We start from the raw sequence: 12,456 nt of genomic DNA, 5'->3' as shown, positions 1-12,456 counted from the left end.
ATAGGAGTACTTACTCCCAGGGTTGCGCCGCCGATCGATCACCGCCACCGTCGCCTGGGCCCGCCCCTTGGGTTGGCGCATCCGCCGACGTAGCTGCTGGCGGGCGTGATCCCGGTTCCACCCGGTCACCTCAACCAGCTGATCCAGGATCCTGGACTTATCCTTCTTGCCCGCGGTCTGGTAGGTAGCGGCGTATTTCTTGGTGATCTCGACCCTGGCGGCCAACGAGACGTCCTTATCCGGCATACCCCATCGTCGCCGAATCCCACCCCCAAAACTTGCCGGGGACATTTGCGTGAGGCACGGCCCCTGACTACGCGGGGACTTTCCATGAGTCTGGTCGAGCGCTGTCCTAAGGGGCTCTCAAGTGGAATAATGGTGGCATATCAGTAGCGCATGCGCCGCATTGATGGGTAACATGGGAGGCACAGTCTTCGGAAAGGAGACACCCATGGCTTCCGCACCATCCTCTGCCGCTGCTTCAGCAGATGCCCAAGCATCCCAGAATTCTGCCTACCGTCGTGCAATCGGCCTCGACGTCCGTGAAATCGCCCGGCGCCTCAACGCATCACTGGGCGGAACACTGGTCTCTGCTCTGGCTGGGTCTTCGGACACGAAGTCTTCCCACAAGTGGGCGAAAGCCAACGGCCCGCAGCCACGACCGGAGACCGTCAAACGCCTCGTCTTCGCCTACGAGCAGTGGCAGAAGGTAGTCGAGGCCGAGGGCGAGCACGTTGCCCGGGTGTGGTTCATCGGCGCCAACCCCTGGCTGGGCTACGACACTCCGATCAACGCGATCCGAGAGGGCCGACTCCCGGAGGTCGCAGCAGCGGCTCAGGCACTGGTCGACGATTCGTTCAGCGGCTGACTGCTCGGTCGTGACCTCTCCCGATCAGCGGATCTGTAGACGGACTGGGCTCGCCCTAGTGGCGAGTCCAGCCTCCGCTCTGCGCATCGCCCGAGAATCCTACGGGCCCCTCAACCCGGTTCCCCGCGCTTGGACTTGTACGCGGTCGGTACTGTCGATGTCTTCGGACTCGGCCCCTTGGAGATGGAACCCTTCGGCCAGCATGGATTGAACCAGGAGAGCGCGTACGTGGGCTTCGTCAGGGTCGGTGCAGACCACGGTGAACTCATAGTCCACCGGTTGGTTCTCGGTGTGGTTTTCAGGAACGGTGCGTTCCACCCGTCGTGCTACGGGGCGCAGCAGCGCGTTTCCTAGGATGATCGCGACCACCCCTACGGCAGCGGGGATATACATCCCGCCACCGCAGAGGCAGCCTACAGCGGCAGAGCCCCACAGGGTCGCAGCAGTATTGATGCCGCGCAGGCTTCCGCCTTCTTTAATGATGACTCCGGCACCGAGAAAGCCGACTCCTGAGACGACCTGGGCAGCCACGCGGCTGGGTGAGGCATCACCAGGGGTGAGGGAACTCAGTAGCACGAATAAGCAGGCTCCGACACTAACCAGAGTGTTGGTGCGCAGTCCCGCTGATCGTGCACGCCATTGACGTTCAAAACCGATCAGTACCCCGCATCCGAAAGCGGTGATGACCCGGACAGCCGTTTCTAGGATGAGTTGGTCCTCGGCGACGAAGAACATGGCGGCCTACCCTCCCATCACCAGAGCAGCGACGTTGAGCTGGTCAGAGAGCACAGCGCTGGCGATCAGGAAGTAGATCACCAGCCCTGTGGCGTCAACCAGGGTGGTCACCACGGGGGCGGAGAACACGGCGGGGTCGATCTTCAGCTTGTGGGCGATCAGTGGCAGGATGCCGCCGACTGATGAGGCCCACAGGCAGATCGCCAACAGTGTGAGGGAGATAATCAGCCCGATGTCGATGCCGTAGAACAGGGAAGCCACAGGGAACCCGACAGCGGCCAGCAGCACGCCCAGGAGCAGACCTACCCGTGCTTCTCGCCAGAGGATACGGGGTAGGTCGCTGAACCGGACCTCATTGATGGCTAGGGCACGAATCATCGCGCTAGCGGCCTGGGAGCCGGCGTTGCCGCCGGTGTCGATCAGCAGCGGGATGAACAGCGCCAACGTGACCACTGATTCCAGGGTGTCCTCGAAGAACTCCAGGACGTTGACGGTCATCACGGCGGCAATAATCAGAGCTAGAAGCCATACCGCCCGAGTACGTGCCAGTCGAAAGACAGTCGCTGACAGGTAGGAGACCCCCAGCGGCTCGGCACCACCAGCGCGGTGGGCATCTCGGGTGGCTTCTTCTTCCAGTGCCTCCATGGCGTCATCGACCGGAATCATCCCGATGACCCGCTCTTCGGCATCGACTACCGGAAGGGCCAGAAGGTCAGCTTCTTGGAGCAGCCGGGCAGCGACTTCCTGGTCCTGGTGGGCGGAGACGCTGTAGAGCTCGGAAGACGTGATCTCTGCCACCGGCGTTCCAGGCTCACTGGTGACAATGTCACTGAGCGAGACCACACCGACGAGTTTGCGCTGCCGATCGGTGACCGGCAGCAGAGAGTAGTCCTCTGAGCGGCCCGTGAGACCACCCAGTTTCTCCAGGGCTTGTTCACGGGTCATCTTCGGTGAGAGCGTCACCGCAGCAGGAACCATCAGACGTCCGGCGGTGCGAGGCTCATACCCCAGCAGCTCCGCCGTGGCGGTCCGCTCTTCGGCGTCGAGTCCGTGCTGAAGCCGAGAAGCGATCTTGGCAGGAACCTCATCCAGCAACCGAACCCGGTCTGCCGGTGACATGGCCGCGAACAGTTCCTGGACCCGCTCATCACGCAGGCCCTCGATCAAGGTGCTCTGGTGCTCTGGGTCGAGCAGTTCAAAGACATTCATGGCTTTGTCTTTGTCCAACAGCCGGAAAGCTACCGCGCGGTCTGCTGGCTCCATGCGGGCCAGCTCTTCGGCGACGCGGACAGCGTGGTTGCCGCGGACCCAGGTGCGGGCCTGGTCAGTAGCGTTGCTGCGTACAAGGTCAACAAGTACATCGTTGTGCATTGGTCTTTCTCCTTGAGATATCAGGCCGCAGGCACACCTCTCCCTAGGGCAATGTCCCTCGTGGGAAAAGAGCGCGCGGCAGTAAGGCGATAGGTGTTCAGAGATAACTGCGAAACGCTGGTGTCTAAGGACGCTGAACACACATAGGCCTACGCCCGAGCAAGGAGAAGCACACGGCAGAAGTTAGCGGGGGTTCAATGACAAGAAGAAGCATCCCGCGCGAAATACGGGGTCTGCTGGTCATCAAGCTCCTGCTGACTGGCAGGACCGATGCTTAGCGAGAAAGGCTTGCAGGGGCGGAGTAGATGCGATCAGCGCCGCTGATATTCGGACTCGGACTGTCGTCCATGAGACTCCACCCCCTTTCAGAGATTGTGGCCGGGGAGGCCGTTCAGGTGTCTGATGTTTTCCTGTGGAGCACGCAAATCTACCCAAAATTTTGAGATACAGGATAGTCCGCGAACCGCCAAAAATCTTAGCATACGTTGTCCGCTGGCCTCTCGCTAGCAAAGCAGCTGCACCCAGTTGTGGCTTTGCGACTGTTCCCTACTCGTGCAACGACTGGAAGAATCTGACGTGATGACTCAGCGCAAAGACGAGCGACCGCTGGACGAGTATGAGCTCATGCAGCGGTGGGCAACAGTCTCAGACTTGGCCGACCTCTACGCGATGTCACAAACGGCAGTAAGGACCCGCATCAAGACCGGGGAGTGGCCCTGCCATCGCATGGGCCGCACAATTAGGTTCTCCCCGGAGGACCAGCGGGACATTCGCGATATGTGGAAATCCAACCAACCCGACTTGCCCACCCGCAAGCAGAACGCGCTCCGGCGGGAGCGAATCAAGAGGCTCCTCAACGATGTCGTCTGAGAGGTCTCCAAGGAGACCAGCAACACGTATAGCGGACTCTGCGCGTTGGGTAACAGCTCAAGAGATCGCTGTTCTCTACTCGCACCCGGTGAAGAAAGTTCTTGCCAAGGCGAACCGAGGGGCCTGGCCTTGTCACCGCCAGGGCAGTCTCATTCGTTTCTCTCCAGAGGATCAAGCCCTCATCGCTGAGAAGTGGGAACAGTTTCACGGCGACGATCCACCTGTCAGACAGCAGACGTACCTTCAAGTCCTTATGAAGGAGGCGCTTCTTGCTCAGGAAGCCAGGGAGAACCCAACAACTGCGCCCTCAGACACTCCGTAGTCCGCAGCACGCCCGAAAAATGGCCATCAAAATGGCCATCAAAGGGTGTTCGCGACGCTGGAATCACAGAGGAGGAATGGCTCTGGATCGCTGGTATGACAGGGATCGAGAGAACCGTGGCCGAGGTCGCGTACGGCGCTCGCAAGCGGATTAAAAGTCCGATGCTCTACCATCTGAGCTAAAGGCCCGGTGGCCAAAAGGCCGGAGACCATCGTATCGCAGGTGAGCTACAGGAGAGGAGTTACCTCGTATGGGCTACGCACCGCGCTACCGCCGTCCAGCCTATGCCGACCCTGCCACGTTCGACCGTCGTGAGGGCGGCACTGATCCGGCACTGGTCTCCCAAGCCGCCCATGACACCGCACACGCCCTCGTCAACACCGGACGGGAAGCCGCTGACCCCGAAGCCACCGAGCGTTTCATCCGACTGGCCGAAACCGAAGGTCTCGACGCCATCGCCGAACTCTGGTCCCACTCACCGGCGCGCTCAATGGCCGGGTCGCTCTGGCGGATTTACGCTCTCCGCCAGGCCGTGCGTGCCAGCCCTGAACGCATGAGCGAGTACTACCGCTTAGGCCGCAGCCATTCGGCTCCTTCGGTCATCGCCGGGATCGCAGAGCCACCCACCGCCGAGGAGATGACCCGGCTGGCCGACCGAGTACTGCACGGCATGCACAGCGGAGATATCGACGTCGCCTTCGACCGTGCCGCAGCCTTTTGCCGAGTCATCGCCCGGGGCCAGGCGCTCTGGGCCGATCACCAGGACCTCACCAGTACTGAGGCCCAACGACTCACCGACAAAGCCCACCAGTTGACCACCACTGCCGAGGAGCTCGAAGCCTCCGCCAAGGCCTATCGAGCCGGCACACTCGACTGAGCCACATACCGCTGCCACGGCAGAGCCGATAGCATAAGACCCGTTGACAATGCTGTCCCTGACATGGGGAACGAACGGAACGGGAATCAGATGAGCCAGCACAGCGGCGGACCGGAGAACGGCGGACACCAGCAATGGGGATCCTCCAACGGAGACCAGAGACACCCTGGTAACCAGCAGGGACAGGGGGCTGGGCAGCAGAACCCCTACGGCCAGCAGCCTGGCCCCTACGGCAACACGGGCCAGCAGGGCCAGTACCCCCACCAGGGCGGTCAACCGCAGGCAGGTCAGCACCCGAGCGGACCGCATCAGGGCCATCCGCAGGGCCAGCAACCCGGTCAGCCTCCCTACGGGCAGCAGCCGGGTCAGTACTCCCAGCACCAGCAACCCGGCTACGGTGGCCAACCACCCCAGGGTCCGGGCAACAGTCAGCCCCCACAGGGTCCCGGCAACCCCTACACCCAGGGCGGCGGCGGAGACGGCGACGGGGAAAAGAAGAGCCCGGTCGGCCTCATCATCGCGATCATCGCCATCGTCGGTGTGCTGCTCATCGGTGGCCTCATCCTCATTCTGGTGCTGCTGTTCAGCGGCGGGGACGATGACGAGACCGACACCACCGACGACGAGGTCACCGAAGACGAAGACGCCGAAGAAGACGAAGACGCTGCCGGAGACACCTCGGATCCGGCCAGCGCGGTCGAAACCTACTTCACCGCCCTGGCCGACGGGGACTACGACGCCGCCACCAGCCTGTGGGAATCCAACCCCACCAACAACGCCATGTCCGCTGAGATCCTCGCTGACTCCCTGGAGCTTGCCCCCATTGACGACATCAGCGTGGGGGAAGTCCTCAACGAGGACGACTACAGCGCCGACGTTGACGTCACCCTCACCGTTGACGGAGAACAGATCGAGCTCACCGCTCAACTGTGGCAGTCCTTCGACTCCGACGAGTGGGAGATCCAACCCAACTCGGTCACCGAGCGGTTCAGCCTGCCTGATGCCACCGGTGAACTCAGCCCCACCCTCAACGGGGAAGAGGTCAACGGCTCTGTGGACGTCTTCGCCGGGCTGGTCTACGAGCTCGGCTTCAACATCGAGGCCTACACCTTCGACAGCATCGAAGACGGCCTAGTCCAGGCCGACGGCTCCGATGTCTTCCTCTCCAGCAGCGACATGGCCCTCAGCGATGACGCTCTCGAAGAATGGCGCGAGCTCATCCTCTCCGAGATCGAGGAGTGCATGTCCTCCGAAGACCTCGAAGCCGGCTGCGGACTCGACATCCCTGAGGAAATCGACGGCACAGAACTCATCGACGGCACCGTGGAGCGCAGCATGCCCACCAGCACCGAAGAAGAGTTGAACAACCTCACCCCGCGGTTCGACTACCAGCAGCCCCACCTGGTGGAGCCGGACTACTTCAGCGGCAGCATCGACGTCTACGTCGACGGCGTCGAGGACGGCCAGGAAGGTCGCTTCGAGCTGTGGGGGGATTCCACCCGCATCGGCACCCCCATCGTGAACTTCACCCAAGAAGAGCTGGAGATCATCTGGGAGTAAACAGCACCGTACGCCGGTGGGCCCTGGGCACGGTGGGTGTCATCATCGTGCTGATGTACGCAGTGCCCTACACCCTGCTGCGCGATATCGACGCCTGGTACGGCAGCTTCCTCTTCTGGACCGCCTCCACACTGGTGGTGTTGGGAATCGTCGCCATCCTCAGCTTCGAGTGGAAGGACTGACGTGGACCCCCTGTGGATCTGGACCGGTGTGGCCATCTACGTCGCCGTCGCGCTCCTCGCCGCGGTCGCCTCCCGCAGCGGTGGCTCCGGGGATATGTCCGACTACTTCCTCGGTGGCCGAAAGATGGGCGGCTTCGTCTCAGCGATGAGCTACTCAGCCACCACCTACAGCGCCTTCATGATGATCGGCCTGGCGGGGTTGACCTACGCCGGCGGCGTCGGGGCTCTGGGTTTCGAGTTGCTCTACCTCTGCGGTGTGGTCCTCATCCTCATCTTCGGACCCCGATTCTGGCGGGTGGGCAAAACCTACGGTTACGTCACCCCCTCTGAGATGCTCGGGCACCGGTATTCCAGCCGGGCAGCGGGGGCGACGACGGCGATTGCCAGCTGTGTCTTCCTCATCCCCTATGCTGCAGTCCAGTTAGCCGGTGTCGGCTACCTGCTCTCGGGGATGTCCGGCGGGGCAATCAGCTTCACCGCCGGCACCACCCTGGCAGCAGGCCTGGCACTGGCGTTCGCGCTGATCGCCGGGCTGCGCTCAGTGGCCTGGACCGACTCCCTCCAGTCGATCATCATGGTGGTCTCAGCCAGCCTGGTGGTGATCCTGGTCATCACCCAACTCGGCGGGCTAGGCAGCTTCTTCGGGGACCTGGCCGCTGAACCAGGCGTGCTCAGCGTGCCGGGCACCGGCTACTTCACCTTCAGCACCTTCCTGGCACTGACCCTGCCGTGGGTGTTCTTCATGATCTCCAACCCGCAGGTCAGCCAGCGGCTCTACACCCCGGCCTCGATGCGGGATATGCGGCGGATGCTCCTGGGTTTCATGGTCTTCGGCTTCATCTACACGATGATCTCGGTGATCTGGGGGCTGGCCGCCATCCTAGAGTTCGACGAGCTCAGCTCCCCCGACCAGGCCACCCCGGCACTGTTGTCCTCGGATCTGGTTCCAGTGCCGCTGGCCATCATCGTGATGATTGGGATCATGGCCGCGGCGGTCTCCACGATCGACTCGATCATGCTCACCCTGTCCTCCATGGTGACCCGGGATGTGTACCGACCCGCCCACCGTGGCGCCACCGAACGGACCCAGCTGCTGCTGGGCCGACTGGTGCTGCCGGTGATCGCCGGGCTCGCCTACTGGTTCGCGCACCTGCAGCTAGACCTCATCGCAGTGCTCTCAGTCTCGGCCTCCGCGGGACTGCTGGTGATGGTCCCGCCCACGATCGGCGCGTTCTTCTGGTCCCGGGGCACTGCCGCTGGGGTCATCGTCTCGGTGACTGTGGCCGGGACGCTGGTGTTGGTGCTTGAATACACCGGATACCTGCTGCTGGGTCAGGGGAGCGGTGTCTGGGGATTGATAGTCTCCACGGCGCTGTTCGTCGTCGTCAGCCTGCTCACCAGCGCTCGCACTCAACGGGCCCGGGAATTCATAGCCGCCTCCCGCTCCCGCCGTGAACCTGTCCCCCTGCCGCGCTGACACCACTGGCTCCATACCTGTGAAGGATCCACTGCCGATGTACGCCCGGACCCGCCTCTCGCATTCCGGCAGCACTGCTGAGCTGCGTGAGGACACGCTCACCGACCGCGGAGTGGTGTTGTTCATCGACGGTGCTGAGCAGTCGCACGTGGAAGTCGGGGACCCGGATTTCCTCCTCCACGATTACCTCATCCGGTTCAGCACACTGCTGACGACGACGGCACCCCGCCTCTTCAACGGAGCACCCACCTCAATCCTGCACTTAGGTGCCGGGGCACTGACTCTCCCCCTGTGGGTCGAACACCGGTGGCCCCACACCCGGCAGACCGTGGTGGAGATCGAGCCCGAGCTCGTCGGGTTCGTCCTGGAACACCTGCCCATGCGCCAAGCACCTGAGCTCGTCACCGGTGACGCCGCCGATGTCCTCAGCTCAGAACGCGCCACCAGAAAATTCGACGTCGTCGTAGTGGATCTGTTCAACTCCGCGGCAGCCCCGGCCCGTGTGACACGTGCTGCGTTCTTCGCCCGCGTCTTCTCCACACTGAACCCCCAAGGACTGGCGCTGGTCAATTACGGCGACGACGCCGACATGAAGTTCGCACGCAAGCTCACCGCAACGATGCTCAGCGCCACGGGGGACCCCGCTACCGCCCTGCTGTCAGCCCCGCAGGAAACCCTCACCGCCACCGATGAGGGCAACCTCGTCTTCGCCCACAGCCCGTCGGGATTCACCCAGCAAGAACGAGACCGAGTGTGGGCCGCCGGACCACACCCACACGGTGTACTCACCGATGCCGAGCTTCTCGCCTGGACGCGTGAAGGCACACACTCCTGAGCTACTAGATCCTCGCAGACGCTGTGCTGCGTCACTCGAGACGACGTGGCACTGGCGAGGGAGCACGGGCGAGCATCACCACCCCTGATACTGTGGCGTATATCACATTTAGGTCATATACTGGACTCGACTCACCTGAGTATCGCCCGGGCGCCTTCTGGCCGTAATATGACGCCGGTCACTGACTTTGAACCTCTTCAGGAGAGCCCGATGGATGCACCAAATTCCGTGGTTCTGGCCCTCATCGGCGTCGCGATGATGGTGGCCGGATACCTGCTGTACTCCAAGTTCCTGGCCCGGCGGGTCTACAAGCTCAATGCCGAGTTCAAGACCCCCTCACACGCCTACCGCGATGGTGTGGACTTCGTGCCCACCAATAAATACGTCCTCTGGGGCCACCACTTCACCTCTGTGGCCGGTGCCGCCCCGATCGTCGGTCCTGCGGTCGCTGTCATCTGGGGGTGGCTGCCAGCCTTCCTCTGGGTGGTCTTCGGGACCATCTTTATCGCCGGGATGCACGATCTCGGAGCCCTCTGGGCTTCCCAGCGCAATAAGGGCCAATCGATCGGCACTCTCTCTGGCCGGTACATCGGTCCCCGTGGACGAAACCTCTTCTTAGTAGTTGTCTTTTTGCTGCTGCTCATGGTGGTCTGTGCCTTCGGTGTGGTCATCTCCGACCTGCTTGTGGCTCAGCCTGGCGCGGTCATCCCGGTCTGGGGTGCGCTCATCGTCGCCCTGCTGGTGGGCCAGGCGATCTACCGGTTCCGCATGAACCTGCTGCTGGTGACCGCCCTGGGCGTGGCTGCGCTGTACGCCCTGATCCTGGTGGGTGACCGCTACCCCATCACCCTGCCGGAGCAGTTCCTGGGCTTGAACCCCAATGGCCAGTGGATCGTGCTGCTGTTCCTCTACGCTGCGGTGGCCTCCCTGCTGCCGGTGTGGGTGCTGCTGCAGCCACGTGACTACATCAATGGCATTCAGCTGTTCATCGGACTGGGGATCCTCTATGGTGCCACGCTGATCGCCACACCCACTATCGTCGCACCGGCATTTAACTCCAACGCCCCGGCAGATACGCCCTCTCTCATCCCGCTGTTGTTCGTGACGATCGCCTGCGGTGCGATCTCCGGGTTCCACGGCACTGTGGCCACCGGAACCACCTCCAAACAGCTGGATCGGGAAACCGATGCCCGGTTCGTCGGCTACTTCGGCGCCGTGGGTGAGGGTCTGCTCGCCCTGGGTGCGATCATCGCCACCACCGCCGGGTTCCAGACCCTGGCCCAGTGGGAAGAGGTCTACGACTCGTTCTCCTCCGGCGGGGTTCCGGTCTTCGTCGAAGGTGGCGCGAACATTGTCAACGCCGGGCTGGGCATCCCTGCCGGGCTTTCGGCCACGATCTTGGCCACCATGGCGGTGCTCTTCGCCGCGACGACCATGGACACCGGGGTGCGCCTGATGCGGTTCGTGGTTCAGGAGGTCGGCGAACTCGCCAAGGTGAAGGTCAATGTGGTGGTCTCCACCGCCGTGGTGGTGGTCATCGCTGCGGCCCTGACCTTCTCCCAGGGCGGCGACGGCTCCGGCGGGATGCTCATCTGGCCGCTATTTGGCACCACCAACCAGCTGCTGGCTGCACTGACCATGGGCATCATCACCGTGATCCTGCTGCGCAAGGGCCGGCCGTTCCTGCCAGTGCTCATCCCGATGGCGTTTGTGCTGGTGATGAGTCTCTACGCCGCGCTCGTGCAGGTGTTCGGGTTCTTCGACGACGGCGAATGGCTGCTCTTCAGCCTCAACGTCGTCATCCTCATCGCCGGGACCTGGGTGCTCATCGAGTCGATTATCGCGATGCTCGGCGCCCGCAAACTTCAGAAGGAACCTGAAGACGACGAACTGCTCACCGACGACGAGAAGCTGCCGGCGTCGTAAGTGGATCCGCTCACCCTGTTCCGCCGCGCCGAACGCCACCTGCGGGAGTTCTACACCGCCCCGTACCGGCGAGTCTTCGCCCGAGCCAAACGGGATGAAGAGGACCTGTTCATGATGCTGGTGCTCTCCGAAGCACTCGGGGTGCCGAACCCTGCATCGGGGGCCACCCTCGAGCTGCTGCCGGAGATGCTAGACCGCATGCACCAATGGCATCTGCGGCAGGGCCTGGACTCCTCCCCGGTGGACGGACTGGCGTGCTGTTAGATCGGGCCCGCAGCCGGCAGGTGCTGTTCATCGGCGGCAAAGGCGGGGTCGGGAAGACCTCACTGGCCGCGGCAGTGGCCCTGCACCAGGCCGAAGAAGGGCGCCGGGTGTTACTGGCTTCCACGGATCCGGCCCACAACCTGGGACACCTGTGGCAACGCACGGTGGGCGATGAACCCATCGCCCTGACCACCGGCAGCCGGGGCGGATTCCTAGCCGGCGTGGAGATCGACCCGGAAGCAAGCCTGCAAGCCCACTTGGCCCAGGTGGGTCGCACACTGCGGGACTTCATGCCTGAACACCTGCACGGCCGGGTCGAAGAACACCTGCGTCTGGCGGGACGTTCCCCCGGGACCCACGAGGCGGCGATGCTAGAACGTATCGCCCAGGTGACCGAAGACCAGGCCGCCGAGGTGGGGGCCGAGCTCATCGTCTTCGACACCGCGCCCTCGGGACACACGGCCCGGCTGCTCGCCCTGCCGGAGATCATGTCCGCGTGGACCGAAGGACTGCTGCAGAGCCGGACCCGCGCGGAGCGCTTCGGTGCGGCGATCCGCGCTCTCGACGGTGACGATGACCCCGAATCCAGCCGCGGAGCCAACCGGGACAGGCGCATCCGGCAGATCCTGCTCACCCGGCGGGAACGCTTTGAGCGGCTCCGGGCGCTGGTGACCGACGGCACCCGCTGCAGCTTCGTCGTCGTGCTTACTGCCGAGCGCCTACCAGTGTTGGAATCGGTGGAACTGCACGCCGAACTGCGCCGTTTGGGGGTCGACGTCGGCGGATTCGTGGTCAACCGGCTCTCCCCCACCGACCAGGGAGAGTTCCTTGCAACCCGCCGTGCACGTGAGGATGAGCACTTGGCGGAACTCCAACGGCAGGTACCGCAGGCAGTGATCGACACGGTGCCGATGCTTGCTGGGGACCTGGTCGGCCACCAGGCTCTAACTGAGCTGGCCTCCCACCTGCGCTGAGACCACAAGGCGTGCCACCGCTGGACGATGGCCAGGCAGGGTGAGGTGCGGGTTGACCTGCGGAGAGGACGCCGGGCACACTGGTGGTCAGGTGCCGGGCTGCAGGTAACCCCCGGGCTCCAACCTTTAGCCGCTACGAGCGGCCACGCGCCGTGAGGCGTTCCCAGCCCGGCACCCCCTTTTTCCTCTCCCTGT

At 63.3% G+C, this 12,456-nt stretch carries 12 protein-coding genes and 1 pseudogene; 10 read left to right on the top strand and 3 right to left on the bottom strand.

Annotated elements, in window-relative coordinates; translation table 11 throughout:
- Window positions 1-246: pseudogene (locus H578_RS14095) on the bottom strand (hypothetical protein); the annotation flags it as partial.
- 205 nt (window positions 247-451) lie between these two features.
- On the opposite strand from H578_RS14095, the gene H578_RS14090 reads away from it, so the two are divergent.
- The gene (locus H578_RS14090; protein WP_022873120.1) at window positions 452-868 is read left to right on the top strand and encodes a hypothetical protein; all 417 of its coding nucleotides are present in this window, start codon (window positions 452-454) and stop codon (window positions 866-868) included.
- Window positions 869-967: 99 nt separating this feature from the next.
- Here H578_RS14090 and H578_RS14085 read toward each other — a convergent pair whose 3' ends face one another.
- Both H578_RS14085 and mgtE read right to left on the bottom strand, forming a co-directional pair.
- Window positions 968-1,603 (bottom strand): MgtC/SapB family protein, encoded by a 636-nt coding sequence (locus H578_RS14085; protein WP_022873119.1) that lies wholly within the window; start codon window positions 1,601-1,603, stop codon window positions 968-970.
- Window positions 1,604-1,609: 6 nt separating this feature from the next.
- Window positions 1,610-2,974, bottom strand: coding sequence for a magnesium transporter (gene mgtE, locus H578_RS0107705; protein WP_022873118.1), 1,365 nt, complete (start codon window positions 2,972-2,974; stop codon window positions 1,610-1,612).
- Between the two features lie 579 nt (window positions 2,975-3,553).
- Here mgtE and H578_RS0107700 point away from each other — a divergent pair.
- The 9 genes from H578_RS0107700 (at window position 3,554) to H578_RS0107655 (ending at window position 12,261) form a co-directional block, all read left to right on the top strand.
- The gene (locus H578_RS0107700; RefSeq protein WP_156837256.1) at window positions 3,554-3,844 is read left to right on the top strand and encodes a hypothetical protein; all 291 of its coding nucleotides are present in this window, start codon (window positions 3,554-3,556) and stop codon (window positions 3,842-3,844) included.
- 572 nt (window positions 3,845-4,416) lie between these two features.
- Complete coding sequence (locus H578_RS0107690; protein WP_022873116.1) at window positions 4,417-5,043, top strand: hypothetical protein; 627 nt, start codon at window positions 4,417-4,419, stop codon at window positions 5,041-5,043.
- A gap of 90 nt (window positions 5,044-5,133) precedes the next feature.
- Window positions 5,134-6,603, top strand: coding sequence for a hypothetical protein (locus H578_RS16480; RefSeq protein WP_156837255.1), 1,470 nt, complete (start codon window positions 5,134-5,136; stop codon window positions 6,601-6,603).
- 53 nt (window positions 6,604-6,656) lie between these two features.
- The gene (locus H578_RS16685) at window positions 6,657-6,785 is read left to right on the top strand and encodes a hypothetical protein (RefSeq protein ID WP_281163350.1); all 129 of its coding nucleotides are present in this window, start codon (window positions 6,657-6,659) and stop codon (window positions 6,783-6,785) included.
- A gap of 1 nt (window position 6,786) precedes the next feature.
- Window positions 6,787-8,262 carry a sodium:solute symporter family protein gene (locus tag H578_RS0107675; protein WP_022873113.1) on the top strand — a complete coding sequence of 492 codons (1,476 nt, stop codon included), beginning with the start codon at window positions 6,787-6,789 and terminating at the stop codon, window positions 8,260-8,262.
- Between the two features lie 37 nt (window positions 8,263-8,299).
- Window positions 8,300-9,097, top strand: coding sequence for a spermidine synthase (locus tag H578_RS14070; RefSeq protein WP_022873112.1), 798 nt, complete (start codon window positions 8,300-8,302; stop codon window positions 9,095-9,097).
- Between the two features lie 210 nt (window positions 9,098-9,307).
- The gene (locus H578_RS0107665) at window positions 9,308-11,023 is read left to right on the top strand and encodes a carbon starvation CstA family protein (RefSeq protein WP_022873111.1); all 1,716 of its coding nucleotides are present in this window, start codon (window positions 9,308-9,310) and stop codon (window positions 11,021-11,023) included.
- Complete coding sequence (locus H578_RS0107660; protein WP_022873110.1) at window positions 11,024-11,287, top strand: cory-CC-star protein; 264 nt, start codon at window positions 11,024-11,026, stop codon at window positions 11,285-11,287.
- A complete protein-coding gene (locus H578_RS0107655; protein ID WP_022873109.1) occupies window positions 11,278-12,261 on the top strand; it encodes an ArsA family ATPase in 984 nt (327 codons plus the stop codon). Before H578_RS0107660 ends, H578_RS0107655 begins: the two co-directional genes overlap by 10 nt.
- Window positions 12,262-12,456: the final 195 nt, after the last annotated feature.

The organism is Nesterenkonia alba DSM 19423 (assembly GCF_000421745.1).
Lineage (GTDB): Bacteria > Actinomycetota > Actinomycetes > Actinomycetales > Micrococcaceae > Nesterenkonia > Nesterenkonia alba.
This window is presented reverse-complemented; position numbering and strand designations above follow the sequence as displayed.

Bases quoted from the DNA above. Each gene is read 5' to 3' on its own strand.
- H578_RS14090 (WP_022873120.1), top strand. From the start codon at position 452: ATGGCTTCCGCACCATCCTCTGCCGCTGCTTCAGCAGATGCCCAAGCA.
- H578_RS14085 (WP_022873119.1), bottom strand. From the start codon at position 1,603: ATGTTCTTCGTCGCCGAGGACCAACTCATCCTAGAAACGGCTGTCCGG.
- mgtE (WP_022873118.1), bottom strand. From the start codon at position 2,974: ATGCACAACGATGTACTTGTTGACCTTGTACGCAGCAACGCTACTGAC.
- H578_RS0107700 (WP_156837256.1), top strand. From the start codon at position 3,554: ATGACTCAGCGCAAAGACGAGCGACCGCTGGACGAGTATGAGCTCATG.
- H578_RS0107690 (WP_022873116.1), top strand. From the start codon at position 4,417: ATGGGCTACGCACCGCGCTACCGCCGTCCAGCCTATGCCGACCCTGCC.
- H578_RS16480 (WP_156837255.1), top strand. From the start codon at position 5,134: ATGAGCCAGCACAGCGGCGGACCGGAGAACGGCGGACACCAGCAATGG.
- H578_RS16685 (WP_281163350.1), top strand. From the start codon at position 6,657: ATGTACGCAGTGCCCTACACCCTGCTGCGCGATATCGACGCCTGGTAC.
- H578_RS14070 (WP_022873112.1), top strand. From the start codon at position 8,300: ATGTACGCCCGGACCCGCCTCTCGCATTCCGGCAGCACTGCTGAGCTG.
- H578_RS0107665 (WP_022873111.1), top strand. From the start codon at position 9,308: ATGGATGCACCAAATTCCGTGGTTCTGGCCCTCATCGGCGTCGCGATG.